The organism is uncultured Roseovarius sp., from assembly GCF_913057115.1.
Classification (GTDB): domain Bacteria; phylum Pseudomonadota; class Alphaproteobacteria; order Rhodobacterales; family Rhodobacteraceae; genus Roseovarius.
In genome coordinates this window covers 13,975-40,637 of the sequence record NZ_CAJXNN010000005.1, presented here as the reverse complement: position 1 = coordinate 40,637, position 26,663 = coordinate 13,975, and the positions used below count along the sequence as shown (strand labels likewise).

The 26,663-nt window shown below is 60.6% G+C and carries 25 protein-coding genes; 16 read left to right on the top strand and 9 right to left on the bottom strand.

Annotated elements, in window-relative coordinates; all coding sequences use genetic code 11:
* Positions 1 to 20: 20 nt before the first annotated feature.
* The 5 genes from radA to QZ498_RS03580 form a co-directional block, all read right to left on the bottom strand.
* A complete protein-coding gene (gene radA, locus QZ498_RS03600; protein WP_294620327.1) occupies positions 21 to 1,385 on the bottom strand; it encodes a DNA repair protein RadA in 1,365 nt (454 codons plus the stop codon).
* A gap of 39 nt (positions 1,386 to 1,424) precedes the next feature.
* Positions 1,425 to 2,189 (bottom strand): DNA repair protein, encoded by a 765-nt coding sequence (locus QZ498_RS03595; protein WP_294620325.1) that lies wholly within the window; start codon positions 2,187 to 2,189, stop codon positions 1,425 to 1,427.
* A gap of 139 nt (positions 2,190 to 2,328) precedes the next feature.
* A complete protein-coding gene (locus QZ498_RS03590; protein ID WP_294620323.1) occupies positions 2,329 to 2,778 on the bottom strand; it encodes a paraquat-inducible protein A in 450 nt (149 codons plus the stop codon).
* 58 nt (positions 2,779 to 2,836) lie between these two features.
* The gene (locus QZ498_RS03585) at positions 2,837 to 3,970 is read right to left on the bottom strand and encodes a carboxylate-amine ligase (protein WP_294620321.1); all 1,134 of its coding nucleotides are present in this window, start codon (positions 3,968 to 3,970) and stop codon (positions 2,837 to 2,839) included.
* 109 nt (positions 3,971 to 4,079) lie between these two features.
* Positions 4,080 to 5,579, bottom strand: coding sequence for a CoA-acylating methylmalonate-semialdehyde dehydrogenase (locus tag QZ498_RS03580; protein WP_294620319.1), 1,500 nt, complete (start codon positions 5,577 to 5,579; stop codon positions 4,080 to 4,082).
* A 104-nt stretch (positions 5,580 to 5,683) separates the two neighbouring features.
* On the opposite strand from QZ498_RS03580, the gene QZ498_RS03575 reads away from it, so the two are divergent.
* Positions 5,684 to 6,574, top strand: a complete 891-nt coding sequence (locus QZ498_RS03575; protein WP_294620317.1) for a LysR family transcriptional regulator — start codon at positions 5,684 to 5,686, stop codon at positions 6,572 to 6,574.
* 61 nt (positions 6,575 to 6,635) lie between these two features.
* Positions 6,636 to 7,070, top strand: coding sequence for a CBS domain-containing protein (locus tag QZ498_RS03570; RefSeq protein ID WP_294620315.1), 435 nt, complete (start codon positions 6,636 to 6,638; stop codon positions 7,068 to 7,070).
* Here the strand turns inward: QZ498_RS03570 and QZ498_RS03565 are convergent, their stop codons facing one another.
* Genes QZ498_RS03565 through QZ498_RS03555 form a run of 3 tightly spaced genes read right to left on the bottom strand, consistent with a single transcriptional unit; the run spans position 7,071 to position 10,175 of the window.
* Positions 7,071 to 7,649 carry a TIGR02281 family clan AA aspartic protease gene (locus QZ498_RS03565; protein ID WP_294620313.1) on the bottom strand — a complete coding sequence of 193 codons (579 nt, stop codon included), beginning with the start codon at positions 7,647 to 7,649 and terminating at the stop codon, positions 7,071 to 7,073. It abuts the gene before it with no gap.
* Between the two features lie 37 nt (positions 7,650 to 7,686).
* Complete coding sequence (locus QZ498_RS03560; RefSeq protein ID WP_294620311.1) at positions 7,687 to 8,322, bottom strand: MarC family protein; 636 nt, start codon at positions 8,320 to 8,322, stop codon at positions 7,687 to 7,689.
* Complete coding sequence (locus QZ498_RS03555; protein ID WP_294620309.1) at positions 8,319 to 10,175, bottom strand: ABC-F family ATP-binding cassette domain-containing protein; 1,857 nt, start codon at positions 10,173 to 10,175, stop codon at positions 8,319 to 8,321. The genes QZ498_RS03560 and QZ498_RS03555 overlap by 4 nt, the downstream gene beginning before the upstream one ends.
* 132 nt (positions 10,176 to 10,307) lie before the next feature.
* Between QZ498_RS03555 and ndk the strand changes: the two genes are divergently transcribed.
* The gene (gene ndk, locus QZ498_RS03550) at positions 10,308 to 10,730 is read left to right on the top strand and encodes a nucleoside-diphosphate kinase (protein ID WP_294620308.1); all 423 of its coding nucleotides are present in this window, start codon (positions 10,308 to 10,310) and stop codon (positions 10,728 to 10,730) included.
* A 304-nt stretch (positions 10,731 to 11,034) separates the two neighbouring features.
* Here the strand turns inward: ndk and QZ498_RS03545 are convergent, their stop codons facing one another.
* The gene (locus QZ498_RS03545) at positions 11,035 to 12,084 is read right to left on the bottom strand and encodes a zinc-dependent alcohol dehydrogenase family protein (protein ID WP_294620307.1); all 1,050 of its coding nucleotides are present in this window, start codon (positions 12,082 to 12,084) and stop codon (positions 11,035 to 11,037) included.
* 158 nt (positions 12,085 to 12,242) lie between these two features.
* Here QZ498_RS03545 and QZ498_RS03540 point away from each other — a divergent pair, with 158 nt between their 5' ends.
* The 13 genes from QZ498_RS03540 (at position 12,243) to QZ498_RS03480 (ending at position 26,626) form a co-directional block, all read left to right on the top strand.
* A complete protein-coding gene (locus QZ498_RS03540; protein WP_294620306.1) occupies positions 12,243 to 12,875 on the top strand; it encodes an XRE family transcriptional regulator in 633 nt (210 codons plus the stop codon).
* A 306-nt stretch (positions 12,876 to 13,181) separates the two neighbouring features.
* A complete protein-coding gene (ftsW, locus tag QZ498_RS03535; RefSeq protein WP_294620305.1) occupies positions 13,182 to 14,348 on the top strand; it encodes a putative lipid II flippase FtsW in 1,167 nt (388 codons plus the stop codon).
* A 58-nt stretch (positions 14,349 to 14,406) separates the two neighbouring features.
* Positions 14,407 to 15,501, top strand: a complete 1,095-nt coding sequence (locus tag QZ498_RS03530; protein WP_294620302.1) for a UDP-N-acetylglucosamine--N-acetylmuramyl-(pentapeptide) pyrophosphoryl-undecaprenol N-acetylglucosamine transferase — start codon at positions 14,407 to 14,409, stop codon at positions 15,499 to 15,501.
* A 38-nt stretch (positions 15,502 to 15,539) separates the two neighbouring features.
* Complete coding sequence (murC, locus tag QZ498_RS03525; RefSeq protein WP_294620454.1) at positions 15,540 to 16,940, top strand: UDP-N-acetylmuramate--L-alanine ligase; 1,401 nt, start codon at positions 15,540 to 15,542, stop codon at positions 16,938 to 16,940.
* Positions 16,941 to 17,034: 94 nt separating this feature from the next.
* The gene (locus QZ498_RS03520) at positions 17,035 to 18,222 is read left to right on the top strand and encodes an APC family permease (protein ID WP_294620300.1); all 1,188 of its coding nucleotides are present in this window, start codon (positions 17,035 to 17,037) and stop codon (positions 18,220 to 18,222) included.
* On the top strand, positions 18,219 to 18,467 hold the full coding sequence (locus QZ498_RS03515; RefSeq protein ID WP_294620298.1) for a DUF2484 family protein: 249 nt from the start codon (positions 18,219 to 18,221) through the stop codon (positions 18,465 to 18,467). The genes QZ498_RS03520 and QZ498_RS03515 overlap by 4 nt, the downstream gene beginning before the upstream one ends.
* Before the next feature lie 99 nt (positions 18,468 to 18,566).
* A complete protein-coding gene (gene murB, locus QZ498_RS03510) occupies positions 18,567 to 19,490 on the top strand; it encodes a UDP-N-acetylmuramate dehydrogenase (protein ID WP_294620295.1) in 924 nt (307 codons plus the stop codon).
* A 105-nt stretch (positions 19,491 to 19,595) separates the two neighbouring features.
* Positions 19,596 to 20,474, top strand: a complete 879-nt coding sequence (locus QZ498_RS03505; protein WP_294620293.1) for a D-alanine--D-alanine ligase — start codon at positions 19,596 to 19,598, stop codon at positions 20,472 to 20,474.
* Positions 20,462 to 21,328, top strand: a complete 867-nt coding sequence (locus QZ498_RS03500; protein ID WP_294620291.1) for a cell division protein FtsQ/DivIB — start codon at positions 20,462 to 20,464, stop codon at positions 21,326 to 21,328. The genes QZ498_RS03505 and QZ498_RS03500 overlap by 13 nt, the downstream gene beginning before the upstream one ends.
* Before the next feature lie 4 nt (positions 21,329 to 21,332).
* Entirely contained in the window at positions 21,333 to 22,667 is a 1,335-nt protein-coding gene (gene ftsA, locus QZ498_RS03495) for a cell division protein FtsA (protein WP_294620289.1), read from the top strand.
* Positions 22,668 to 22,855: 188 nt separating this feature from the next.
* Entirely contained in the window at positions 22,856 to 24,484 is a 1,629-nt protein-coding gene (ftsZ, locus tag QZ498_RS03490; RefSeq protein WP_294620287.1) for a cell division protein FtsZ, read from the top strand.
* A 261-nt stretch (positions 24,485 to 24,745) separates the two neighbouring features.
* Entirely contained in the window at positions 24,746 to 25,666 is a 921-nt protein-coding gene (gene lpxC / locus QZ498_RS03485) for a UDP-3-O-acyl-N-acetylglucosamine deacetylase (protein WP_294620285.1), read from the top strand.
* Between the two features lie 108 nt (positions 25,667 to 25,774).
* On the top strand, positions 25,775 to 26,626 hold the full coding sequence (locus QZ498_RS03480) for an outer membrane protein assembly factor BamD (RefSeq protein ID WP_294620283.1): 852 nt from the start codon (positions 25,775 to 25,777) through the stop codon (positions 26,624 to 26,626).
* The last annotated feature ends 37 nt before the right edge of the window (positions 26,627 to 26,663 follow it).

The following is a 26,663-nucleotide window of genomic DNA, read 5'->3' as shown; positions in this document are numbered from 1 at the left end:
TCCCTATTTCGCGCGGCGCCTTACCCTGCGCCGAAAATGTCACCTACGAATGCCGTCAGATCGCCCAGTTGGGTCAACGTGAGGCCCGATTTGCCCCCGGGTTTCCCGCCCGCTGGCACAATTGCGGACGTGAAACCAAGTTTTTGCGCTTCTTTCAACCTGTTTTCGGTCTGACCGACTGGGCGAAGCGCGCCAGAAAGGCTTATTTCCCCGAAAACCACGGTTTCGGCGGGCAGGCTGCTGTCTTCACGCGCGCTGAGAAGGGCGGCGGCGACGGCCAGATCGGCGGCGGGTTCCGAGATTTTGATGCCGCCCGCGACATTGAGGTAGACATCGAGCCCCGCAAAAGGGATGCCGCAGCGCGCTTCAAGCACGGCCAATATCATGGCAAGGCGCGCGCCATCCCAGCCTACGACCGCGCGGCGCGGTTGGCTGTGGGGCGTGGGCGCGACAAGCGCCTGCATTTCCACCAACACGGGGCGCGTGCCTTCGATGCCTGCAAAAACGACCGACCCGGGGGCGGGGTCGCCGCGTCCGGACAGGAACAACTCGGAGGGATTCGAGACCTCGGCCAATCCGCCGCCCGTCATCTCAAACACGCCGATTTCATCGGCGGGGCCAAAGCGGTTCTTGACGCTGCGCAGGATGCGAAACTGGTGGCCGCGCTCACCTTCGAAATAGAGCACTGTGTCGACCATGTGCTCGACGACGCGGGGGCCTGCGATTTGACCTTCTTTGGTGACATGGCCCACCAAGATGACGCTGGCCCCCTTGCGCTTGGCAAAGCTGGTCAGCTCATGGGCGGCGGCACGGACTTGGCTGACGCTTCCGGGTGCGCTGTCGACATTGTCGGCCCAGACGGTCTGAATCGAGTCGATCACAACGAGGTCGGGTTTTTCAGCCTCTAGGGTTGTGAGAATATCGCGCAGCGAGGTGGCGGCGGCCAGTTTCACCGGCGCGTCCCCCAGCCCAAGGCGTTGAGCGCGCATGCGGACTTGTGCGCTGGCTTCCTCGCCTGAGACATAAATCGTTTTAAGGCCCGCGCCCGAGAAGCGCGCGGCGGCTTGCAAAAGCAGGGTGGATTTGCCGATGCCCGGATCGCCACCCACCAGAATGGCACTGGCCGGGACCATGCCGCCGCCAAGTACGCGGTCCAGCTCAGTAATGCCCGATTGGGTGCGGGGGGGCGGAGTTTCCTCGGCGGAAAGATCTGTCAGGGTAAGGCTGGTGCCGCGTTTGGCCCCGAGCGATTTCGATCCGGGGCCGGTCGACAAGGGGGTATCTTCGACAATCGTATTCCATTCGCCGCAGGCATCGCAGCGACCGGACCATTTTGAATAAACCGCTCCACAGGCGGTGCAGGAAAAGGATGCTGATTTGGCCATAAGCCGCTATTGCCCCATCGGGGCAGGGGCGGTCAAACTCTATTCTGCGGCTTTCTCGGTCAGCGGGACGATTGTGCCATCTTGGCGCGCCATATCTTCGTGGCCCAATTCGGGCAGGATATCGCGCAGGTCGTCGCGCAAGCGCTGGAGTTGACTTGCCGCCACGCTTTCCTCCAGTTCCACCTCATGCGCCCAATGACGCAATTCCTGGCAGACCTGTTTGGCTTTTTCGATGCGGCTGTTGAAGGTCTCGACCTCTTGTTGTCTTTGGCTCAAGAAGGCACGGGCGCGGCTGACTTTTTCCTCGGAGTAGACATCGGCCAATTCCTTGCTGATGAACGACATCTGCGCGGCCACTTCCAGAAGCGAAGGTTCAAGGTCGCCAAGGTCTGGATGATCCCGCAGATAGGCAAGGCGTTCGCGCACGGCATCGAATTCCGAGCTTAGTTGAAAAAGACCTGCGCGATCAGCGGAATGTGCGATTGCGTAGGCACGCGCGATATCCTGCATGCCAATTTCGAAGCGTCGGTGGGAGTTCTCAAGCCGCATGATCCGGCCGTTCATCGGGATGAGAAAACACATCAAAATGACGGCAGCCGTAAGTGTGATCTGCGCGATCTGGCCAGCGTTGTCATAGTGGATACCATTGAAGTCGGCGCTGAACTGTAGCCATGGCATAACTCCCAACGCGGCCATGCCGGTCACGGTTGACAGGATAATCGCGGCAAAAACGAAAGCACCTACCGCCAAGCGCTGCATCAAGAACTGGATCAAAAGAAAAAATGAAGTTAAGTGGTTCGACATGACTTTCCCCCCAGAAAGCGATCTTACCTTAAAGCATAGGCAAGTTTATGCCGATGACCCCGAAATCCCCAAGGGGAAATTGTGCAGAATTGTGTCAAAGTCAGGAAAACCCGCAATGAGTGGCGCCTAATGTTTCTTATCAGGAAACAATCCGGTCATTGCGTGGTGGTTTCTCAGTGAAATGGCCAATGAGGATTGATGCAAGGATACATCCGGTAAAGAGATACAGGCCCCAAGCAACCTCAATCCGGCCGACTCCAACGCCCTTGGACAATGTGATGTACAACGCGATCAGGAAGACATCGGCCATGGCGAGCTTGCCCAGGATTTGCAAAACCGGGAGCACTTTTCTGCGCAATAAGCCGAAGTGAATGAGGGCAAGGCCGATGGTTTTCAGGTAAGGGGCAAAGAGCGCAAATGCGGTCACGAGCAGGGCGAGAAATACATCGCTTTCCCACAAGGATTGAAGGCCGGTGATGACGCTGATTTCTGACAGGCCGAACAGGGGCAGCAGCCCGGCGCGCATTAATGGGGCAAACCATGCGATAGGGAAGAGCACCAAAAGCGCGAGATTGGCGAATTTCAACATAAAGGCCCCTCAGGCACACCTTCAGCGGTTCGTGGGCGGAAGGGCCGAATGCAATACATCACAGGTCCGCGTGGAACTCTTCGATCAAGTGGCGCACGACGGCGCGCATCGCGTGATCTTGGTCGTCCTCGGCATGCAAAGCATCCGAATATGCCTGCCGTTGGCGGCCCGCGGATGACCCGGTGCGTAGCATTTCGCGAGCGTTTTCCAGTTCTGACGTGGATTCGAAGAAGCGTGCGTCTTCTTGCAGTATCTCGATCAATTCCTCGACGAGGTCGCCCATGGGAATAATCTCCGCCAAGCCGAAATCGATGAGTCCCTCGCGCACGCCATAGCGTTGCGCCCGCCAACGGTTCTCGGCAATGAGGAAGCGGTCGTAGATCCGCCAGCGTTGGTTTTTCACGGCCAAGCGCCATAACATTCGCGCAATCGCTTGGATGATGGCGGCAAGGGTCAGGGCATCTTCGAGCCGGGGCTGTACGTCGCAGATACGTGTTTCCAGCGTGGGAAATTGATGCGAGGGCCGCAGATCCCACCAGATTTTCGAGCTGTCCTCGATCACGTCGAGATCGACGAGCGCCTGAACCGAACGCTCGAATTCGCCGAAACTTTCCATGCGGGGTGGCAGACCGGTGCGCGGCAGGTTGTCAAAGACCGTCAGGCGATAACAGCTTAGCCCGGTGTCCTGCCCCTGCCAGAAGGGCGAGGAACACGACAGCGCCAGAAGATGCGGCAGGAAATAGCTAAGCTGGTTCATCAGGTCCACGCGCCGATCTGGCGGGTCAATGCCCACATGCACGTGCATCCCGCAGATCAGCATGCGCCGCACCACACCCGCCAAATCCCCGGCAAGGTGGTTATAGCGTTCCTTGTCGGTGTGTTTCTGGTCGCGCCAATCGGCGAAGGGATGGCAGGAGGCGGCAATCGGGGCAAGGTTATGCTTGGCCGCGCAGGCCGACACGGTGCTGCGCAATCGCTTGAGATCTTCGCGCGCCTCGGCCACGTTACGGCAGACCTTGGTGCCAATCTCGATCTGGCAATTGAGGAACTCGGGGCTGACCTGATCCTCAAGCTGCGCCTTGCACTCGTCCATAAGGGCTTCGGGGGCCTCGGCCAAGGCCATGCTGTCACGATCAACCAGCAGGTATTCTTCCTCGATACCGATGGTGAATTCGGGATGGATCAGGGCCATGGGCACCCCCTTTGCCATGTTATCGCACCATATCAGCACGGGCAGGCAGGGACGCGCAATGCAAAACGCCCGCCGAAGGGGCGGGCGTTTTCGTTGGTTCGGCTCAGGGTTAGTCCATGGCCTTGAAGTTGAACTCGCCGCCTTCCTTGATGCCCGAGGGCCAGCGGGAGGTCACGGTTTTAGTGCGGGTGTAGAACTTGAAGGCGTCGGGGCCGTGCTGGTTCAGGTCGCCGAACATGGATTTCTTCCAGCCGCCAAAGGTGTGATAGGCCAGCGGCACGGGGATCGGCACATTGACACCGACCATACCGATGTTGATGCGGTTGGCGAAATCGCGAGCGGCGTCACCATCGCGGGTGAAGATCGCCGTGCCATTGCCCATCTCGTGATCCATGGCAAGTCCGATCGCCTCTTCATAGGAGGCGGCGCGCACCGTGCTGAGGACCGGGCCGAAGATTTCCTGTTTGTAGATGTCCATATCGGGCGTCACCTTGTCAAAAAGGTGCGGACCGACAAAGAAGCCGTCTTCATAGCCTTGCAGTTGGAAGTCACGGCCATCGACAACGAGGTCTGCACCCTGGTCGATGCCCGATTGCACGAGGCCGAGGATTTTTTCCTTGGCGGCACCTGTCACTACAGGGCCGTAGTCCACGTCGTCGCCTGCGGTGTAGGGGCCGACTTTGAGCTTCTCGATACGCGGCACCAGCTTTTCGATCAGCTTGTCGGCGGTTTCATCGCCCACCGGCACGGCAACCGAAATCGCCATGCAGCGTTCGCCCGCCGCGCCGTAGCCTGCGCCGATCAGGGCGTCGGCGGCTTGGTCCATATCGGCGTCGGGCATGACGATCATGTGGTTTTTCGCACCGCCAAAGCACTGCACCCGTTTGCCGTTCGCGCAGCCACGCGAATAGATGTACTCGGCAATCGGGGTGGAGCCGACGAATCCCACCGATTGAATGACCGGGTGATCAAGGATCGCGTCAACCGCTTCCTTGTCGCCGTTGACCACTTGCAGCAGGCCTTTGGGCAGGCCCGCCTCTTCCATCAGTTCGGCCAGCATCAAGGGCACCGAGGGGTCACGCTCGGATGGTTTGAGGATGAAGGCGTTGCCGCAGGCCAGCGCCGGGGCAAACATCCACATCGGGATCATCGCGGGGAAGTTGAAGGGGGTGATGCCCGCTGTCACGCCAAGCGGCTGTTTCATCGAATACATGTCGATGCCGGGGCCGGCGCTATCGGTGAATTCACCCTTAAGGAGTTGCGGCGCGCCGATGCAGTATTCCACCACTTCAAGGCCACGCTGCACGTCGCCCTTGGCGTCGGGGAAGGTTTTGCCGTGCTCGGACGACAGCGCCTCGGCCAGCTTGTCCATGTCGCGGTTCAGCAGCTCGACGAATTTCATCATCACCCGTGCGCGGCGCTGTGGGTTGGTGGCACCCCATGCGGGTTGCGCGGCGGCGGCGATTTCGACCGCCTTGTTCAGTTCCTCGTTGCTGCCAAGCGGGCATTTGGCCTGCACCTCGCCGGTGGCGGGGTTGAAGACATCCGAAAAGCGGCCCGATGTGCCGTTGACATGGGTGCCGTCGATATAATGCGTCAGTTCTTTCATGGAATCCTCCCAATCCGAGATTTGCGCGTAGCTTAGTCTTGCAGTGATCCCCGTAAAAGAGGCAATACTCCAAAAGTGTTTTGCAAAAATGCAAATGGTACGTGATGCAGTGGGATGACCTGAAAACCTTTTTGGCCGTGGCGCGGAGCGAAAGCCTGTCGCGCGCCGGGCGGATGTTGAAGGTGGATCCGGCCACCGTGGGCCGCCGGGTGGCGCGGTTGGAGGCCGATGTGGGCGCGCCGCTTTTTGCCAAATCGCCCACCGGCTATGCCCTGACCGACGCGGGACAGCGGTTGATGAGCCACGCGGTGCGGGTGGAACAGGCCGTGGAAGGCGCGGTTGAGGAACTGGCGGGCCAATCCGGGGGCTTGACCGGGCAGATCAGGATCGGCGCGCCGGATGGCGCTGCGAATTACCTGTTGCCACAAGTCTGCGCCAAGATCGCCGAAGAAAACCCCGACCTTGAGGTGCAGATCGTGGCGCTGCCGCGCGTCTTTAACCTGACCCGCCGCGAGGCGGATATGGTGATTGCCGTGAGCCCGCCCACGGCGGGGCGGTTAAGCGTGCAAAAGATTGCCGATTACCGCCTGCATCTGGCGGCCTCGAAACGCTATCTTCGGCAGGTGGATCCGATAGAAAGGCTCGAAGACCTCAAGGGGCATCGCGTCGTGGGCTATATTCAGGACATGATTTTCGACAAAGAGCTGGATTATCTGCGCGAGGCGGGGGTGGACACGGTGAATCTGGCCTCGAACTCTGTCGCAGTGCAGCTCAACTGGGTGCGGCACGGGGCGGGAATCGGCATCTTGCATGACTTTTCGATCCCGGCGGTGCCGGATGTGGTGAAGGTCTTGCCGGGGGCGCTGAGCCTAACGCGGAGCTTTTACCTTGTTCGTCACGCCGATGACCGGCGACTCGAGCGGCAAAACCGCTTTGCCGCTGCTTTAGTGGACGGAATGCGCCAAGAAGTGGCCCGTTTGGAAAGCCTCGCTTGACAGAAACTTTATTATCGTAAACCGTGGTATGCACGCAAGAAAGATAACGGAGGGCCTCACCATGCTCGTGCAACAAATCCTTTCATCCAAAGGGGACCATAAAGTTGTCACGGTGAAGCCCGGAACGCTTGTTTCGGATGCAGCACAAACGCTTGCAGAGCGTCGGATTGGTGTTCTGATCGTTTCGCGAGACGGCGTTAAAGTGGACGGGATCATCTCGGAGCGGGACATCGTCCGCTCGTTGGGAGTGCGCGGTGCCAAGTGCCTGTCGGAAACAATCGACGAGATGATGACCACCAACCCGGTGTGCTGTTCGCGTCAGGATAGCTCGGACGCGGTTCTGTCGCGGATGACCGATGGCCGGTTCCGCCACATGCCCGTGGTCGAAGACGGCAAACTGGTGGGAATCGTGACCATCGGTGACGTGGTCAAGGCGCGGCTTCAGGAATTGTCGATGGAGAAAGATGCCCTTGAAGGCATGATCATGGGTTACTGATCACCGCGTCAGGATCAGTTTCCCGCCGCCGATTTCGACACTGGAAAATCGCTGTAGATAGTCCATCCCAAGCAAAGACCCTTGCATGGCGCCGTCATTCACCACGGCGCGCACGTCGCTGTCTTGAATCGGCCCGACCGTGAAACTGTCAAGCCGGACAGGCGCGGTGCGCACCTCGCCATTGGCGGTATAGGCGCGGCCTAGATAAACAAGCTCATCGACATTCAGGCCGACACGGCGAGCATCGGATTTTGTCAGAACGATTTGCGTGGCCCCGGTATCGACGACAAAGCGCACCGGTTCGCCGTTCACATCTGCGGTCAGGTAATAATGCCCATCGGGCGCGCGGGGCAGTTCGATTTGGCCCGATTGCGCCACCACCGTCTGTGCGGGGGCCACGCTTTGCCGGATGTCGCCCCAGAGGCCCACAACCGCGATAGCCCCGAGAAAAATAAGCCCCCAAGCTGCGGCTTGCTGCGCAAGTTTGCCAAGAGATTGGCGGTTTTGAGCGAAGAACCACAGGCCGATGGCCGACCCGAGTATGACAAGATAAACCAGACTGGCAGGATCGTTTTGCATGGGTAGGATATAGGACGGCGTCAACGCTTTTGAAAGGTCATGCCGCGAGCCCGAAACCGCGCAGCCCATCAAGCACGAATTGGACCGCCAAGGCCGCCAACAGCATGCCCAAAAGGCGGGTCACCACGTTGATACCCGTCCTGCCCAAAGCGCGCTCCAATATGCCCGAGGTCAAGAACAGTACGAAGACCATACTGACCACGCAGAGCATCACGCCAACCACCCATGCCAGACCCTCGATTCCCGGCTTTTGCCCTGCCAGCAGGATCACCGTGGTGATCGACCCCGGCCCTCCAATAAGGGGAATGGCCAACGGGAAGATTGAAGGATCATCGCTATCGTCCTCCTCCTCGGCCTCATCGGCTTGGGATTTGCGCCGTTTGCTGCGCCGCTCGAAAAGCATGTCGAGGGCCGTCAGAAACAACAATATCCCGCCCGCGATGCGGAAGGCGGGCATGGAAATGCCGATGAAGCCAAGTACCGCCTCGCCGAAACTGGCAAAGACAATAAGGATCAACGCCGCCGTGATACAGGCGCGCAGGGCGATGGCCCGGCGCTTCGCGGCGCTCATGCCTTGGGTCATGGCCACGAAAAGGGGGGTCATGCCGATGGGGTCGATAATGACGAAGAGGGTCACGAAAGCGGTGATCAGGAAGGCAGTATCGACGATCATGGGTGCTCGGCCTCCTCCAGCCGTTCAAGGGCGGCCATCCACAGGGTCTCGGCCCGGGCCAGACCGTCTTCGACCTCGGCGAATTTCTTTTGCCATTCGGCAGCCTCGTTCACGCGCGCCTCGTCATACATGCCCGGATCGGCCAGTTTGGCCGAGATACGCTCGTGCATATCGGTCAGCTTCTCAACCCGCGCTTCGCATTTGCGCACCTCTTGGCGCAGGGCGAGGATGGCATCGCGCGACGGGCGCTTGGGCTTTTCAGGTTTCGGCTTGGGCGCGGGTTTGTCCGCTTTGTCGCCCGAGAGCAGCATATCGCGGTAGGCCGACAGATCGCCCTCATAAGGCGCAACGCGCCCGCCCTTGACCAGCCAAAGCCGGTCGGCCACCAGCTCAAGCAAGTGCATGTCGTGGCTGACCAAGATCACCGCACCGCTATAGGCGGTCAGCGCCTCGACCAAGGCCTCACGGCTTTCGATATCAAGGTGGTTGGTTGGCTCGTCAAGGATCAGCAGGTGTGGCGCATCCAGCGTGGCCAGCATCAGCGACAGCCGCGCCTTCTGCCCGCCCGAAAGGCCTTTGACAAGGGTTTCGGCTTGGTCTGCCCCGATGCCGAAGCCTCCAAGCCGCGCGCGCAGTTTGGCGGGGGGCTCGTCCGGGCGAAGACGGCGGATATGGTCGATGGGTGTTTCATCAAGGTGCAACTCTTCCACCTGATGCTGCGCGAAATAACCAACGCGCAGTTTCGAGGCGCTGTGCACGCGTCCATCCATCGCCTGAAGTTTGCCCGCTAAAAGCTTGGAAAGCGTGGATTTTCCCTCACCGTTGCGGCCCAGAAGGGCGATGCGGTCATCCTGATCAATCCGCAGGTCCAGTCGGCTTAGCACGGCTTGCCCATCATAACCTACGGCGGCTCCTTCTAGTCGCAGGATGGGCGGCGAAAGCTCCTCGGGTTCAGGAAAGGTAAAGCGGCGCAGCGCGGCCTCTTGCGGTTGGGTGATCGGCTCCATCCGGGCAAGGGCCTTGATCCGGGCCTGTGCTTGTTTCGCCTTATCGGCCTTGTAGCGGAACCTGTCGACATAGGATTGCAGATGCGCGCGGCGGGCTTCTTGTTTCTTGGCCTCGGATTGTGCCGCCGCCAGACGCGCGGCGCGGGTCTTGGCAAAGGTATCATATCCGCCTTGATAGAGCGTCAGCTTGCGGTCTTCGAGATGCAGGATCGAGCCGACCGCGCGGTTGAGCAGGCCACGGTCGTGGCTGACCACCAAAACGGTATGCGGATAGCGCGCCAGATAGCTTTCCAGCCAAAGCGCGCCTTCGAGGTCAAGGTAGTTCGTCGGCTCGTCCAAAAGCAGCAGATCGGGCTGCGCAAACAGCACGGCGGCAAGCGCCACGCGCATGCGCCAGCCGCCGGAAAAGGCGCTGCATGGCATTAGTTGCTCGGCATCGGTGAAGCCAAGCCCCTTGAGGATACTGGCGGCGCGGGCCTCGGCCGACCATGCGTCGATATCGGCAAGGCGGGTTTGAATCTCGGCGATCCGCGCGCCGTCGCTTGACGTCTCAGATTCGGCCATCAGTTCGGCGCGTTCTGTATCGGCGGCCAGAACGGTGTCAATCAGCGACACCTCGTTGCCGGGCACCTCTTGGGCCACGCCGCCGATGCGGGCGCGGGTGGGCAGGGATATCTCGCCGGTTTCCAAGGCCAATTCCCCCCGGATCAGGCGGAAAAGCGTGGTCTTGCCAGTGCCATTACGGCCCACCAAACCCACCTTGTGGCCATCCGGGATGGTGGCCGAGGCATGGTCGATCAGGGGGCGGCCCGCCACCGAGTAGGAAATATCGTCAAGTCGCAGCATGGCAGGGGTGTGACGCAATCCCGGGCAGGCGTCAATCGCGGCTTTTCAAAGCGCTGACCCCATGCTATCGGAGCCGCGATCAAACACGCGCGGGAGGCTTCCGCGCCCCATTCATCAAGGAAAGAGGCTGACATGGCTGTGGAACGCACCCTGAGCATCATCAAACCCGATGCCACCAAACGCAACCTGACCGGTAAAATCAACGCCAAGTTCGAAGACGCGGGCCTGCGCATCGTGGCACAAAAGCGTATTCAACTGACCCCCGCACAGGCCGGTGAATTCTACGCCGTGCATAAAGAGCGCCCGTTCTACGGCGAGCTGTGCGAATTCATGGCCTCCGAGCCGGTTGTCGTGCAGGTGCTGGAAGGCGAAGGCGCGATTGCCAAGAACCGCGAAGTCATGGGCGCCACCAATCCCGCCGATGCGGCACCGGGTACGATCCGTGCCGAATTCGCCGAGTCGGTTGGCGAGAACTCGGTCCACGGGTCGGACGCGCCGGAAACGGCGGCGGTCGAGATCGCGTATTTCTTCTCGGGTCTGGAGCTGGTGGGCTAAGCCACACCGCTTTGACCGGAAAATACTTGGGTCGTGCCCTTAGGGGGCGCGGCCTTTTTTATGCTTCAGATGCTGGCGAAGTCGTTGAAGACCTTGCGTGGGTCACCTTGCGATGCCGATGGCTGCTGAGATGATCCACCGAGCGGTTTCTTCGGTTGGGTCCCTGGCTTTGGTGGTTTGGGTGGGGGTGTACTGGCCATCGGTCTGCTCCTGTTCTTGGATGGCAAACCAGCCGGACGGCGCCCGGCTGGCGCCTGATTATCAGCTCAGGATACAGTGTAAATGGGGCGGAAATGTGGCGGCTCTAACTTGCCATGTCGGTAATGACCGTGACGCCATGACCGGTGAATTCATTCATGTCTTCCAAAGCCTTGGCGACGCCGCTTAAAGCGATTTCCTTGGTAATGAGGCGGGATGGGTCCATACGTCCTGCCGCGATCATCTCGAAGAGTGAGGCAAAACGGTGCGCCCCTATTCCGCGCGTGCCGTGCAGGGTGATCTGGCGAGAATAGATCATATCCAAGAGGGGAATGGGTGGATTAGCATGTTGGCCAAGCGGCATGCCGATTTGCACGTGGCGTCCCATTTTGCGAAGCGATTTTAGCGAGTTATGGAAGGTTTGCGTGATCCCAAGCGCATCGACCGAGACATGCGTGCCGCCCCCTGTGGCGCCGCGTATGGCCTCGCCCAGATCGTCATGTTCGACTGCATTGAGTGTCAGATTAGCTCCCATTGCGCGGGCCGTATCAAGCGCGGAATGGTTAACATCAACAGCAACAATCCGGGCGCCAAGCGCCGCCCCGATCATGATGGCAGATAGGCCCACACCACCACAGCCATGAACGGCAAGCCATTCACCCGGTTGGATTTTTGCCCGGTCCACCACTCCGCGAAAGGCGGTCGTCACCCGGCAGCCCATGCCCGCCGCCGCCGCATAGCCAACCCCCTCGGGCAGGACCACAAGGTTAAAATCGGCGCGTGGTATCGCGATTTGTTCGGCGAAGGCGCCCCAGCCGGTGAAGCCGATGACATGCTGGTGGTTGCAGATCGTGGGTTCTCCCCCACGGCAATCAGGACAGGCCCCACAGCCCAGAATGAAAGGGGCAGTCACCCGGTCGCCTACCGAAAACCCATGGCATTCGGGCCCAACTGCGATGACGTCACCCGAGAATTCGTGGCCCATCACATGCGGCAACGCAACATCTGGGTCCGCGCCTTTCCATGCGTGATGATCGGATCGACAGACGCCACATGCACGCACCGCAACGATGACCCCGTCACGCGGGCATTCGGGATCGGGAACCTCGGTGATTTCGGGCGTGGTATCGAAGGCGGTGAGAAGGGCGGCTTTCATGCGAACCTCGAGTTGGGTCTGGCGTACGAGTCGTACGAGTTAGACCCGAGTTTCGTACGAAAATCGAGCCGTCTGCATCACGTTTCGTACGACTCGTACGAAACTTGCATTTCCGGCCCGGATTTTTCATGGTTGAGCGCCGCCGAAAAGGACCGAACATGGCCGATCAAAATCTTCGCCAAGACCCCCATAAGATTCGCGAGACCCGTGAGAAAAATCTTGAGACCGCCATCGGGCGGGAAGTGCGCGAGGTGCGCCGTGCGCGGGGTATGACAGTGGCCGACTTGGCTGAGGCCACGGGGTTGTCGGTGGGGATGCTGTCGAAGATCGAAAACGGTGTTACCTCGCCATCCTTGACCACGTTGCAAACCCTTTCCGCTGCTCTGAGCGTACCGGTCACAGGTTTTTTCCGCCGCTTCGAGGAGCGGCGTGAGGCCGTTCATGTGAAAGCTGGGGAGGCGCTGGAGATGGAGCGCGCCGGCACGCGGGCCGGACATCAGTACAACCTTCTTGGCCATCTGGGCGCGAATAACAGCGGTGTGGTGGTGGAGCCTTACCTGATTACGCTCAATGAGGCTTCAGATGTGTTCCCCACGTTCCAACATGATGGGATCGAATTGCTCTACATTCTGGAGGGCGAGGTCGGTTATCGACATGGCGACCAGAGCTTTCACCTTCGGCCCGGCGACAGCCTGTTTTTCGACGCCGACGCGCCGCATGGCCCTGATGAGTTGATAAAGCTGCCAATCCGTTATCTGTCGGTCATCTCATATCCGCAGGGTGGCAGTTGATCCTGCGCCTATAGGCGGCGGCCCCGCCCACGCACCCGCAACCACTTGAACGGGCAGGCCCTTGTTTGAACCGTGCGCCCTTGGCTGATGGAGACCTCCGGCGGGGTTGTTTTCAAAAAGAAAAAGGGGTCGGCCCGGTCTTCTTCTGTTCATAAATATCCCGGGGGAGTCGCCCGCAGGGCGGCGGGGGCAGCGCCCCCCAAACGCCCTTTGACGCAAGACTCTTTCCACAACGCGTGCGACCTGCTACACTCTTGCGATAGACCCCGAAAACGGGGCGTGTTCGAGGCAGTTTCGGCGGTTCAGATGACAGAGATGGTTTATGGCGCGGTCCCGGTACGGGATGCGGAGCCGGTCCTTCCCAAGTGGTGGCGAACGATCGACAAGTGGTCGATCTCATGTGTGCTGATCCTGTTCGGTATCGGCCTTTTGCTTGGTTTGGCCGCGTCCCCGCCCTTGGCCGAAAAGAACGGCTTCGCGCCCTTCCATTATGTTCAGCGACAAACCCTGTTTGGCGCAATGGCCTTGAGCGCGATGTTCCTGACCTCGATGATGAGCCCGAGTTTGGTACGTCGTCTGGCGGTGATCGGGTTTCTGGCGGCTTTCGTGGCTTTGATCCTTCTGCCGGTTTTCGGCACCGATTTCGGCAAAGGGGCCGTGCGGTGGTACAGCCTTGGGTTTGCAAGTGTGCAACCATCTGAATTTCTCAAGCCGGGTTTCGTTGTCGTGGCCGCTTGGATGATGGCGGCGAGCCAGGACATCAACGGGCCGCCGGGATTGACCTGGTCTTTCCTGCTGGCCATCGTGATCGTTGCGTTTCTGGCCATGCAGCCGGATTTCGGGCAGGCCTGTTTGGTGCTTTTCGGCTGGGGCGTGATGTATTTCGTGGCCGGTGCGCCGATCTTGCTTTTGCTGGCGATGGCGGTTTGCGTGATCGCGGCGGGCAGCGTGGCCTATTCCAATTCCGAACATTTCGCGCGCCGGATTGATGGCTTTCTGAGCCCAGATGTGGACCCCAACACGCAGTTGGGTTTTGCCACCAATGCCATCCGCGAGGGCGGGTTTTTCGGTGTAGGCGTAGGGGAGGGCGAGGTGAAGTGGAGCCTGCCGGATGCGCATACTGACTTCATCATCGCCGTGGCGGCCGAGGAATATGGGCTTATCCTCGTGCTTTGTATCATCTTGCTTTATGCCACCGTGCTGGTGCGCTCGCTGGCGCGTTTGATGCGCGAGCGTGACCCCTTCATTCGGCTGGCCGGGACCGGGCTTGTGGCGATGTTCGCCGTGCAGGCGATGATAAACATGGGCGTGGCCGTGCGCCTGTTGCCCGCCAAGGGCATGACCTTGCCCTTTGTCAGCTACGGGGGGTCGTCTTTGATTGCCGGGGGTATTGCGGTGGGAATGCTCTTTGCCTTCACGCGGTCGCGGCCCCAAGGCGAGATCGGCGATATCCTGCGTGGGCGGGTGCGGTGACTGGTCATTTGCGCCGGGTTGCGCCATGACGGCGCAATTCAGGCAATGAGGTGGTGCTGTGAGCGAAAGACAGCCATTACTTGTGATCGCCGCCGGGGGCACTGGCGGGCATATGTTTCCAGCCCAATCGCTGGCCGAGGTGATGTTGCGCCGGGGCTGGAGGGTGAAGCTTTCCACCGATGCGCGCGGCGCGCGGTATACCGGTGGGTTCCCGCATTCAGTTGAGATTTCCCAAGTGTCGAGCGCCACATTCGCGCGCGGCGGTCTGTTGGCCAAGGCGATAGTGCCGTTTCGTATTCTGGGCGGTGTCATCGGCGCGGCCTTTGGCATGATGCGTGACACCCCCGACGTGGTGGTGGGTTTTGGTGGTTATCCGACGATTCCCGCCCTTGGCGCGGCGTGGCTGTTGCGCAGGCCGCGAATGATCCATGAGCAGAACGGTATTCTTGGCCGGGTGAACAAGATTTTTGCCAAGCGGGTCGACCGCGTGGCTTGTGGCACATGGCCCACCGACCTGCCTGCGGGCATTGAGGGGGTGCATGTGGGCAACCCGGTGCGCGCCAGTGTTCTGGAGCGGGCGGGCGCGGGCTATATCCCGCCCGGCGACTATCCGATGTCGGTTCTGGTGATTGGTGGAAGTCAGGGGGCGCGCATCCTGTCGGATGTGATCCCGAGCGCGATTGCCAGCCTGTCAGATGATCTGCGGCGCAACATTCGCGTGGCCCATCAGGCCCGCGATGAGGATGGCCAGCGCGTGGCGCAGTTTTATGCCGAGCATGGCATCGACGCCGAGGTGGAGCCGTTTTTCCGCGATGTGCCGCGCCGGATGAGCGAGGCGCAATTGGTGATCAGCCGCGCCGGGGCCTCCTCCATCGCGGATATCAGCGTGATCGGGCGGCCCAGCATCCTGATCCCCTATGCCGCGGCGGCGGGGGATCATCAGACCGCCAATGCCAAGGGATTGTCACAGGCGGGCGGGGCAATTGTCATTCCGGAAAGAAAACTTGCGGTCGAGGTGGTTTCAGAGCAGATAGCCAGCGTTCTGACCCATCCGCAGGGGGCCACGCAGATGGCCCAAGCGGCGCTTGGGCAAGGATTGCCCGACGCGCCGGTACATTTGGCCGATATGGTGGAAGAGCTGGCGAAAGGGTGAGGGACATGAAGGATCTGGCGATCAGAGGGGAAGTCGTGATGAATGCCGCAACCAAACTGCCGGGGGACGTGGGCCCCATTCATTTCGTGGGCATTGGCGGTATCGGCATGTCGGGGATCGCCGAGGTTTTGCTGAACCATGGCTATGTGGTGCAGGGCAGCGATTTGAAATCAACGCCGATCACCCAGCGGCTTGAAGCCATGGGCGCGCATATTTTCCAAGGCCAGCGGGCCGAAAACCTTGAAGATGCCGAGGTGGTCGTCATCTCAAGCGCCATCAAACCGGGCAACCCGGAGTTGGACGAGGCGCGAACCAAGGGCCTGCCGGTGGTGCGCCGGGCCGAGATGCTGGCCGAGTTGATGCGCCTGAAATCCAACGTGGCCGTGGCGGGCACCCATGGCAAGACCACGACGACCACCATGGTCGCCGCCCTTCTGGATCATGGCAAATACGACCCCACGGTGATCAATGGCGGGATCATCCACGCCTATGGCTCGAATGCGCGGGTGGGGCAGGGCGAATGGATGGTGGTGGAGGCCGACGAAAGCGACGGCACCTTCAACCGCCTGCCCGCCACGATTGCCATCGTCACCAATATCGACCCCGAGCATATGGAGCATTGGGGCACCGAGGAGAACCTGCACCGGGGCTTTTACGACTTTGTCAGCAACATTCCTTTCTATGGTCTGGCCGTCTGCTGCACCGATGATGCGGATGTGCAGGCCTTGGTGGGCAAGCTGACTGACCGGCGGGTGGTGACCTATGGCTTCAACACTCAAGCCGATATTCGCGCCACCAACCTGCGCTATGAAAAAGGCGTGGCGCATTTCGACGTGGCGCTTCAGGCCGAGGGCAAGGTCATTGAGGGTTGCCAGTTGCCGATGCCGGGGGATCACAATGTCAGCAATGCGCTGAGTGCTGTGGCCGTGGCGCGGCATCTGGGCATGACGCGCGATGAGATTCGCGAGGCTTTGGCGAGTTTCGGCGGGGTGAACCGCCGCTTTACCCGCGTGGGCGAGGTGAATGGCGTTGCAATCATCGACGATTACGGCCACCACCCGACCGAGATTGCCGCCGTGCTGAAAGCCGCGCGGCAGGCCTGTGAGGGGCGGGTGATCGCCGTGCATCAGCCGCACCGGTATACCCGCCTGCATCACCATTTCGATGACTTCTGTGCCTGTTTCAACGAGGCTGACGTGGTGGCCATCGCCGAGGTTTACGCCGCAGGCGAAGACCCCATCGAAGGGGCCACGCGCGATGATTTGGTCGCCGGGCTTATCCGCGCGGGCCACCGCCATGCGCGCGCCATTCAGGACGAAGACGATCTGGAACGGCTGGTGCGCGAGCAGGCGAAACCGGGGGATATGGTTGTTTGTCTGGGCGCGGGCACGATCAGCACATGGGCCAATGGCCTGCCGGAGCGGTTGCGCCGGGCCTAAACATGCGTGACGCGCGGGCGGAATTTTGCAAGAATTCCGAGCCGGAAAATTTGAATTTTCCGGGCCAGTCTCAGAAGGAGGCAAGAGGGCGCGCATGACCGAACATCTCAAACGCCGGATCGGGTTTGGCCTTTTGACCGCCTATGGTGTGGGCGTCATGGTGGGGGCGGGCATCTATGTGCTGGTGGGTGCGGTGGCCGCGCAGGCCGGGGTTTGGGCGCCGCTTTCCTTCTTGATCGCAGGTTTGATCGCAGCGCCAACGGCGCTGTCCTATGCCGAGTTTACCACCCGTCTGCCGGAAGCGGCGGGCGAGGCGGTTTTCGTGGAAAAGGGGCTTAACTCAAGCCTGTTGGGCGTGGTTGTCGGCTTGGCGATCGTGGCGGCTGGCACGGTGTCGGCGGGGGCGGTCTTGCGCGGGGGCGCGGGATACCTCACCTCGATCACCGGCTGGCCCGATCAATGGGTGATTGTCATCATGGGGCTGTTTTTGGTGGGGGTGGCCATTGTCGGTGTCTTGGAAAGCCTGAGCATGGCGGCGGTGTTCACCGCCGTTGAGGTGCTTGGCCTGGGCCTTGTCGTCTGGGCCGGGGCCGGGGCGGAGCCTGTGGCCGACTATAGCGCCCCGCCCGAGATTGTCTGGTCGGGCGTGGTGGCCGCCGCCGTTCTGGCCTTTTTCGCCTTCATCGGGTTCGAGGATATCGTCAACATGGCCGAAGAGGTGCGCAACCCCGAGCGCACATTGCCGCGTGCCATTTTGCTTTCGCTTTTATTGACCAGCCTGCTCTACGGCTTGGTCAGTTGGGCCGCCGTGCGGGCGGTACCCTTGGAGCAGCTGGCGGGAAGCGAGCAGCCCTTGGCTTTGGTCTGGTCAGAGGCGCGGGGTGGGAGCGCCGGGTTTTTATCGCTGATCGCGGTGGCCGCCGCGCTGAACGGGGTTTTGGCGCAGGTGGTGATGGCGGCGCGGGTCTTGTTCGGTTTGGGCCGGCGGCATGGCAGCCTGTCGGTCTTTTACCATGCCAGCCCGCGCTTTGGCACACCGGTTCTGGCGACCTTGGTGATCGGGGTCGGGGTCTTGACCGGGGCGCTTTTGTTGCCGGTGGCGCAATTGGCCGAGGTGACCTCGGTGATCTTGTTGTCGGTTTTCGTTCTGGTCAACGCGGCGCTCATCGCCATGAAGAGGCGCGCGCCTGCTGCGCCATTCACCGTGCCTATGCTTGTTCCGGTCGTGGGGCTTTTGGCAGCACTTGTCGCTTTGGTTTTGAGTATGGGGGTGGGGACATGACCCTATCGGTTGTCTTGGCCTGTTTGTGGATCATTCTGGCCAATATTCTGGGAATGATCCCGAGCCGGGACAACCACTGGCGGCGGGCCTATATGCTGATTGCGCTTGGCATTCCGCTTTTGGTGTTTGTCATCTACCAGAATGGCCCGTGGTGGGGACTGGCCTTTTTGATTGCGGCAATGAGTGTTTTGCGCTGGCCGGTGGTGTATCTGGGCCGGTGGCTGCGTGCGCGCGTGGGATTGTGACGGCGCGCGTGGTGCTATTGGGCGCCTCCGGCGGGAGTTTTTTTCCAAGAAGAAGCGGGCGCGCTTGCGCTTTTTCAGCGGGGGGACTAATCCGCGCCTATGATTGAGATGCCTGAAGTTCGCGGGAAATTGACGCAAGATCGGTTGCTGGCCGATTTGACGTGGTTGCGTGTGGGCGGCCCGGCGGATTGGTTGTTCCAGCCTGCGGATATTGAGGATCTGGCGGCGTTTTTGCGGGCGCTGCCCGGTGATGTGCCGGTCTTTCCCATGGGGGTTGGCAGCAACCTGATTGTACGTGATGGCGGTTTGCGCGCCGTGGTGATCCGCATGGGGCGTGGCTTCAATGGCATTTCCATTGAGGGCAACCGGGTGACGGCAGGCGCGGCGGCGCTGGATGCGCATGTGGCGAAAAAGGCGGCGGAGGCCGGGGTGGACCTGACGTTCCTGCGCACCATTCCGGGGGCGATTGGTGGCGCGGTGAGAATGAACGCGGGCTGTTATGGGTCTTATGTGGCGGATCATCTGGTGGAAGCGCGGGCGGTGACCCGTGAGGGGGAAGTTGTCACGCTGACCCCTGAGCAGTTGAACTTTCGCTATCGTCGGAGCGATCTGCCCGAGGGATGGGTGATTGTCGAGGCGGTGTTCGAGGGGGAACCCGGTGACCCTGAGGCCTTGGCCGCGCATATGGCGGCGCAGCTTAAAAAGCGGGACGAGACACAGCCCACCAAGGACCGCACTGCCGGCAGCACCTTTCGCAACCCGGCGGGGTTTTCCAGCACGGGCCGGGCCGATGATGTCCATGATCTGAAGGCGTGGAAGGTGATTGATGACGCCGGTATGCGCGGGGCGCGCAGGGGTGGCGCGCAGATGAGCGAGAAGCATTCCAACTTCCTGATCAATACCGGGGATGCCACGGCGGCGGATCTGGAAGGTTTGGGCGAAGAGGTTAGAAAAAAGGTTTTCCAAAACAGTGGAATAGAGTTACACTGGGAGATCATGAGGGTCGGCGAACCGGCTCCGTAACGCCAAGGCAGGCGATTTTAATAAAAGTGAGCCGGTTAACGGTTCTGGACATTGAGGCACGAGTTGGGACTTTCGAGCAGAAAATCCCCGACAGTGGCGGTGATTATGGGTGGCCCCTCGGCTGAGCGTGAGGTGTCGCTGTCATCAGGACGTGAATGCGCCGCCGCATTGCGGGAAGCAGGGTACGAAGTGGTCGAGGTCGATGCAGGCCGCGACCTTGCCGTGCGGCTTGCCGATATGTCTCCCGATGTTGTTTTCAACGCCCTGCATGGTCGCTGGGGTGAAGATGGCTGTGTGCAGGGTTTGTTGGAATGGATGGGCTTGCCCTATACCCATTCCGGGGTTCTGGCCTCGGCCTTGGCCATGGACAAGGAGCGGACGAAGGATGCGTACCGGGCCGAGGGATTGCCAGTGGTTGATAGCGTTCTGGTGCCGCGTGAGACAGCGCGCGCGGGGCATGTCATGGCGCCGCCTTACGTGGTGAAGCCTTATAACGAGGGCTCTTCGGTTGGGGTGTACCTTGTCAATGAGGAGGCCAACGGGCCGCCGCAACTATCCGATGAGATGCCCGAGGTGGTGATGGTCGAGGCCTTCGCGCCGGGGCGCGAGTTGACCACGACGGTGGTTGGTGACCGGGCGCTGACCGTGACAGATATTCTGACCGATGGCTGGTATGACTATGACGCCAAATACAAAGAGGGCGGGTCGCGCCATGTGGTGCCTGCGGATATCCCGCAAGAGATTTTCGACGCCTGTATGGACTATGCCAAACGGGCGCATGAGGTGCTGGGCTGTCGCGGCGTGAGCCGGACGGATTTTCGCTGGGACGAGGCGCTGGGCCTTGATGGTCTGGTGCTTTTGGAGACCAATACGCAGCCCGGGATGACGCCGACGTCGCTGACGCCCGAGCAGGCGCAGGCGGTGGGCATGTCCTTCCCGGAGCTCTGCGCATGGATGGTGGAGGATGCCTCGTGCAACAGGTAAGCCGGCCTGATCCCGCGCCCTCGCGCTGGGCTTATCGTTTTGAGCGGCTGATGCTGACGCCGCTTTTCCGCAAGCTGTTGCGGGTCGGCGTGCCCTTCTGTCTGAGTTTCGCCGCCGGGACGATTTATTTGTCCGATGAAGCGCGGCGCGATGCCTTGGTGCTGAAGGTGGCCGAGATCCGGCAGGAGATCGAGACCCGCCCTGAATTCATGGTGCAGCTATTGGCCGTTGAAGGGGCCAGCACCGGGGTGGAAGAGGATATTCGCGAGATTTTCCCGTTCGACCTGCCGGTAAGCTCCTTTGATCTGGAGTTGGAGCAGGTGCGCGAGATGATCGTTGGACTGCCAGCGGTGGCCGATGCCGATGTGCGGTTGCGGCAGGGCGGTGTCTTGGTGGCCGAAGTGATCGAGCGTCAGCCGGTGGCGGTGTGGCGCACGCGCGATGGTTTGGCCGTGGTCGATGCCGAGGGCGTCAGCGTGGCGGACCTTTCGCATCGCTCGGAGCGGGCGGATTTGCCGGTGATCGCGGGCGAGGGGGCCGATAGGGCGGTTCCGCAAGCCTTGGAGATTTTGCGCGCGGCGGCGCCCTTGGCTGACGAGATGCGCGGGCTTGTGCGCATGGGCGAGCGGCGTTGGGATGTGGTGATGCAGCGCGGGCAGCGCATCATGCTGCCCGAGGCGGAGCCGGTGCGCGCTTTGGAGCGGGTGATCGTGCTGAACGACGTGCAGGACATGCTGGCGCGTGATCTGGTGGCGGTGGACATGCGGCTAGCGTCGCGGCCCACCATAAGAATGAACGAGGCAGCCACCGAGGAATGGTGGCGGATAACAAAGATAAGCTCAGGGGCAGAATAAAAACATGATCGAGCTTTATGAATCCCAACGTGCGATGCGCAATATGCGCAAGGCGGCGATGCAGCGCGGTGTTGTGGCGGTTCTGGATGTGGGCACCTCGAAGATCGCCTGTCTGGTGCTTCGCTTTGACGGCACCGAGCGGTTGCGCGAGGCCGATGGTATTGGCGCGATGGCAGGGCAGGCCGGGTTCCGGGTGATCGGGGCGGCGACCACACGCTCGCGCGGGGTGCGCTTTGGTGAGATCGACACCATGACCGAGACAGAGCGCGCCATTCGCACCGCGGTGCAGGCGGCGCAGAAGATGGCCAATATCCGTGTCGACCACGTGATCGTCTGTTTTTCGGGGGCGAGCCCGCGATCCTATGGATTGGCAGGTCAGGTAGAGCTTGAAGGCCATACCGTGAGCGAGCAGGACATCAGCCGGGTGTTGAGCGCTTGCGAGGTGCCTGATTACGGCGAGGGGCGCGAGGTGCTGCATGCCCAGCCGGTGAATTTCGCCTTGGATCATCGCACGGGGCTGAATGATCCGCGCGGGCAGATGGGCCAGGAGCTTTCGACCGATATGCATATGCTGACCGTCGACGGTGCGGCAATCCAGAATCTGGTGCATTGCGTGAAGCGCTGTGACCTGGAATTGGCCGGTTTGGCGAGTTCGGCCTACGTCAGCGGAGTTTCGGCCTTGGTCGAGGACGAACAGGAGCTTGGCGCGGCCTGTATCGACCTTGGCGGTGGCAGTGCGGGTATTTCGATCTTCATGAAGAAACACATGATTTATGCCGACAGCTTGCGCATGGGGGGGGACCATGTGACGGGTGACATTTCCATGGGGCTTCAGGTGCCGCAAGCTACCGCCGAGAGGATCAAGACCTTTTATGGCGGTGTTGTGGCCACCGGCATGGATGACCGCGAAATGATCGAGATCGGTGGCGAAACCGGCGATTGGGAACATGACCGGCGCACCGTGAGCCGTGCTGAACTGATCGGCATCATGCGCCCGCGGGTCGAGGAAATTCTGGAAGAGGTGCGGGCGCGGCTGGATGCGGCCGGGTTTGACCATCTGCCGAGCCAGCAGATTGTGCTGACGGGTGGCGGGAGCCAGATCCCGGGCCTCGACGGATTGGCGAGCAAGATTCTGGGACAACAGGTGCGGCTTGGGCGGCCCTTGCGGGTGCATGGCCTTCCGCAGGCAGCCACGGGTCCGGGCTTTGCCAGTGCGGTGGGGATGTGCCTTTTTGCGGCGAATCCTCAAGATGAATGGTGGGATTTCGAGATTCCCGTCGACAGGTACCCGGCGCGGTCCCTGAAGCGGGCGGTTAAATGGTTTAAGGACAACTGGTAGCCGCAAGATATGGTGATTTCGGCAAAATCCCGCGTGTTAGCGCAAAAACCTTGCCATATTTTGTGGTTTTATGGTGTTTTTTAGGTGACGCGCGGGTTAACGATCGGTAAGAATAGACCAATATAAGCGGAATTTACGGCCTGTCGGGACAACAGGCGCAACAGGTACAACAGCAGGCGGACAGAGCAATGACATTGAACCTCACGATGCCCGGACATGACGAACTCAAGCCCCGGATCACCGTTTTCGGTGTGGGCGGCGCGGGTGGCAATGCCGTCAACAACATGATCGAGAAGAACCTCGAAGGTGTTGATTTTGTCGTGGCGAATACGGATGCACAGGCCCTTTCCCAGAGCAACGCGGAGCATCGCGTGCAACTGGGCGTGAAAGTAACCGAAGGTCTGGGCGCGGGGGCGAAGGCGACCATTGGCGCGGCCGCCGCCGAGGAAAGCATCGAACAGATCGTCGATCATCTGGCCGGGGCGCATATGTGCTTTATCACCGCGGGTATGGGCGGTGGCACCGGGACAGGCGCCGCGCCGATCATCGCACAGGCGGCGCGTGAACTGGGTGTTCTGACCGTGGGTGTCGTGACCAAGCCGTTCCAATTCGAAGGCGGCAAGCGGATGCGTCAGGCCGAAGACGGTGTTGAGGCGCTGCAGAAGATGGTCGATACCCTGATCATCATTCCCAACCAGAACCTGTTCCGCCTTGCCAATGAAAAGACCACCTTCACCGAAGCCTTCAGCATGGCAGACGACGTGCTGTACCAAGGTGTGAAGGGTGTGACGGACCTGATGGTGCGTCCGGGCCTGATCAACCTCGACTTTGCCGATGTTCGCGCCGTGATGGACGAAATGGGCAAGGCCATGATGGGCACCGGCGAGGATGCGGGCGAGGATCGTGCGATCCAGGCCGCCGAAAAGGCCATCGCCAACCCATTGCTGGACGAGATCAGCCTGAAAGGCGCCAAAGGCGTGCTGATCAACATCACCGGCGGTCACGATCTCACCTTGTTCGAATTGGACGAGGCCGCGAACCGTATTCGCGAAGAAGTGGACGCCGATGCCAATATCATCGTGGGCTCGACACTGGACACCTCGATGGAGGGCACCATGCGGGTCAGCGTTGTTGCCACCGGCATCGACGCCAGCGACATGAGTCACGATATCCCGGTTCCACGCCGCAGCCTGGCAGAGCCGCTCAAGCCGTCCGAAGTGCAGGAAGAGGCACCGGTTGAGGAAGAGGCACCGGCCCAAGTGGCGGCCAGTGCTGTCGAGGAACAGCCCAGCATGTTCAATGACTTGGATGCACAGCGCGCTGCGGCCGAAGACCAGATGGAAGACATCTTTGAAGAGGCCCCCGGGGTAGAGGCGCAAGACGACCTGCCGCCTCCGGCATATACGCCGAGCGTTGAGCAATTCGACCCCGCCGCACGCGCGGAAGCGGCAGAGGACAACGACGCGCAACTCGATGCCTTCGTTGCCCCTAAGGCCCCTGCACCTGGCACCCCGTCGCCCGAAGCCATGGCACGCCTGCAGCACGCAGTGAGCAAAGCGCCGGGCCAACGACCTGCTCAGGCACAGCCGGCGACGCAACCGGAACAAACAGGCGAAGGCGCGCAGCAGGAGCGCTCGCGTTTCGGAATTAACTCGCTGATCAACCGTATGACGGGACACAGTCACGAAGCCGAATCCGCGCCGCGTCCGGCACGCCAGCAACCCACCATGCAGGCTCCGCAGCCGCAACAAACGGCGCAGGACGAGGAAGACGAACAGATCGAAATCCCGGCATTCTTGCGTCGGCAAGCGAACTAACGCGAGCTTACCTAGCGATAAAAGGCCGCCAAGGGGCGGCCTTTTTTATTGTAAATCAAAGGCTTATCATCTGCGCGTAAAGGCTGGGCGGAAAACCGCCAACCCGCCAGGGATGCATGTTTCATATCGTTGCAAAGATTGAGTTGAGCCGGAGTGACCTGACATCTAAACCCTTTGCTAACCTTAACAGGGCGTGGGCCGTGACCCGTAAGTCACAACGGAGAGCCCCGCGTTAGGATAAACAAGCATTCGAGGGCATCCGTGCAGACGAGCATTCAGTCATCGGTATCGTTTCAAGGCGTCGGCCTGCATAGCGGCCTTCCCGCGCGTCTGACGATTCGCCCTGCGGATGCTGATCACGGTATCGTTTTCCGGCGCGTGGACATTATTGGCAAGGCGTCTGACTTGCCTGCATGGTATGAGGGCGTGCATCAATCTCCGCTTTGCACTCGCCTTGAAAACGACGACGGCGTTTCTCTTTCGACGATTGAACATATCATGGCGGCATTGATGGGCTGCGGCATCCACAATGCCTTGATCGAGGTGGATGGCCCCGAGGTCCCGATCTTGGATGGCAGTTCCGCCGCTTTTGTCCGCGGCATTCTTTCACGCGGCATCCGGTCATTGAACCACCCGGTCAAGGCCCTACGTATCCTGCGGCCCGTTTCAGTGGCCCGCGGCGAGGCCTGGGCACGTTTGACGCCGCACGAGACGCTCTTGATCGAATTCAGCATCGAGTTCGAGGATGCAGCGATCGGAGTTCAAAAGAAGACCCTGAACATGTCGAACGGCAGCTTTGTGCGTGAATTGAGCAATAGCCGCACATTCTGCCGCAAAGCAGACGTCGATACCATGCGTGCCAACGGTTTGGCACTTGGTGGAACGCTGGAGAACGCTGTGGTCGTGGATGGTGCCGAGGTTCTCAGCCCCGGTGGTTTGCGCCACGCGGACGAGGCCGTACGCCACAAGATGCTGGATGCGCTAGGTGATCTGGCTTTGGCCGGGGCGCCGATTCTTGGCCACTACCAAGGTATGCGGGCCGGGCATGCCCTGACCAATGACTTGTTGCACGCTCTGTTTGCCGACCCCGCGAATTACGAATGGGTGGAGTGCGACGCCGAGATGGCGCAGCGCCTCCCCGGAGCAGGTGTGCACTGGGGCGAAATTCCCGAAGTGGCCTGACCCGGCAAGAATTGCGCAAAGTCATTTTGCACCGGAAATTTATGTGCTAGGACCATTCCAAGTTGGGGGTCATGGCCCTTTCATGTCGAGAAGAAGGTGAGTTCGAGCATGACGTTGCGCAAGTCCCAGGCAAAGCTGGTTTTTGTGGTCGCAATGGGCCTGATGGTGTCCGCATGCGGCGGACTGGACGGTGACATCAAGCGCGGTGAGCTCGACTATGAGAACTATACCGCAAAACAGATCTTCGAGCGCGGTGAATTCGATTTGGCCCGCAACGATCCTGATCTGGCGGCGCAGGTTTTTGGCGAGGTAGAGCGGCTTTACCCCTATTCCGAATGGGCCAAACGTGCCTTGATCATGCAGGCATATTCCTATCACCAAGACAAAGATTACGAGAACAGCCGCGCCGCCGCGCAGCGGTTCATTGATTTCTATCCTACGGATGAAGATGCCGCCTATGCTCAGTATCTTCTGGCACTCAGCTATTATGATCAGATCGACGAAGTTGGCCGCGATCAAGGGCTGACCTTCCAAGCCTTGCAGTCGTTGCGTCAGGTGATCGAGAACTATCCTGATAGCGAATACGCGCGCTCTTCGATCCTGAAATTCGATCTGGCCTTCAACCATTTGGCGGCCAAGGAAATGGAAATCGGTCGCTATTACCTGAAGCGCGATCATTTCACGGCGGCTATCAACCGGTTCCGCGTGGTTGTGGAAGACTTCCAAACCACCACCCATACGGCCGAGGCGCTGCACCGTTTGGTGGAAGCCTACCTGTCGCTAGGGCTGACGGACGAGGCGCGGACCGCCGGGGCGATCCTTGGTTATAACTTCCGTGGCACTGAATGGTACGAGGACAGCTACAAGATGCTGACCGGGCAGGGCCTGACGCTGGAGGCGGCGGGCGACAACTGGTTGCGGCAAGTGTACCGTCAGATGATTCAGGGCCGTTGGCTGTAAGGGCAGGGCGGGGCGACACCCCGCCTGACGGGTTTCA

What these genes read in the sequence shown, in the direction of transcription:
- QZ498_RS03570 (WP_294620315.1), top strand. Translation starts at nt 6,636, where the DNA reads ATGCTCGTGCAACAAATCCTTTCATCCAAAGGGGACCATAAAGTTGTC.
- radA (WP_294620327.1), bottom strand. Translation starts at nt 1,385, where the DNA reads ATGGCCAAATCAGCATCCTTTTCCTGCACCGCCTGTGGAGCGGTTTAT.
- QZ498_RS03540 (WP_294620306.1), top strand. Translation starts at nt 12,243, where the DNA reads ATGGCCGATCAAAATCTTCGCCAAGACCCCCATAAGATTCGCGAGACC.
- QZ498_RS03520 (WP_294620300.1), top strand. Translation starts at nt 17,035, where the DNA reads ATGACCGAACATCTCAAACGCCGGATCGGGTTTGGCCTTTTGACCGCC.
- QZ498_RS03505 (WP_294620293.1), top strand. Translation starts at nt 19,596, where the DNA reads ATGGGTGGCCCCTCGGCTGAGCGTGAGGTGTCGCTGTCATCAGGACGT.
- QZ498_RS03565 (WP_294620313.1), bottom strand. Translation starts at nt 7,649, where the DNA reads ATGCAAAACGATCCTGCCAGTCTGGTTTATCTTGTCATACTCGGGTCG.
- QZ498_RS03590 (WP_294620323.1), bottom strand. Translation starts at nt 2,778, where the DNA reads ATGTTGAAATTCGCCAATCTCGCGCTTTTGGTGCTCTTCCCTATCGCA.
- QZ498_RS03595 (WP_294620325.1), bottom strand. Translation starts at nt 2,189, where the DNA reads ATGTCGAACCACTTAACTTCATTTTTTCTTTTGATCCAGTTCTTGATG.
- QZ498_RS03515 (WP_294620298.1), top strand. Translation starts at nt 18,219, where the DNA reads ATGACCCTATCGGTTGTCTTGGCCTGTTTGTGGATCATTCTGGCCAAT.
- ftsW (WP_294620305.1), top strand. Translation starts at nt 13,182, where the DNA reads ATGACAGAGATGGTTTATGGCGCGGTCCCGGTACGGGATGCGGAGCCG.
- QZ498_RS03585 (WP_294620321.1), bottom strand. Translation starts at nt 3,970, where the DNA reads ATGGCCCTGATCCATCCCGAATTCACCATCGGTATCGAGGAAGAATAC.
- ftsA (WP_294620289.1), top strand. Translation starts at nt 21,333, where the DNA reads ATGATCGAGCTTTATGAATCCCAACGTGCGATGCGCAATATGCGCAAG.
- QZ498_RS03545 (WP_294620307.1), bottom strand. Translation starts at nt 12,084, where the DNA reads ATGAAAGCCGCCCTTCTCACCGCCTTCGATACCACGCCCGAAATCACC.
- murB (WP_294620295.1), top strand. Translation starts at nt 18,567, where the DNA reads ATGATTGAGATGCCTGAAGTTCGCGGGAAATTGACGCAAGATCGGTTG.
- ftsZ (WP_294620287.1), top strand. Translation starts at nt 22,856, where the DNA reads ATGACATTGAACCTCACGATGCCCGGACATGACGAACTCAAGCCCCGG.
- ndk (WP_294620308.1), top strand. Translation starts at nt 10,308, where the DNA reads ATGGCTGTGGAACGCACCCTGAGCATCATCAAACCCGATGCCACCAAA.
- QZ498_RS03575 (WP_294620317.1), top strand. Translation starts at nt 5,684, where the DNA reads ATGCAGTGGGATGACCTGAAAACCTTTTTGGCCGTGGCGCGGAGCGAA.
- QZ498_RS03555 (WP_294620309.1), bottom strand. Translation starts at nt 10,175, where the DNA reads ATGCTGCGACTTGACGATATTTCCTACTCGGTGGCGGGCCGCCCCCTG.
- QZ498_RS03580 (WP_294620319.1), bottom strand. Translation starts at nt 5,579, where the DNA reads ATGAAAGAACTGACGCATTATATCGACGGCACCCATGTCAACGGCACA.
- QZ498_RS03480 (WP_294620283.1), top strand. Translation starts at nt 25,775, where the DNA reads ATGACGTTGCGCAAGTCCCAGGCAAAGCTGGTTTTTGTGGTCGCAATG.
- QZ498_RS03560 (WP_294620311.1), bottom strand. Translation starts at nt 8,322, where the DNA reads ATGATCGTCGATACTGCCTTCCTGATCACCGCTTTCGTGACCCTCTTC.
- murC (WP_294620454.1), top strand. Translation starts at nt 15,540, where the DNA reads ATGAATGCCGCAACCAAACTGCCGGGGGACGTGGGCCCCATTCATTTC.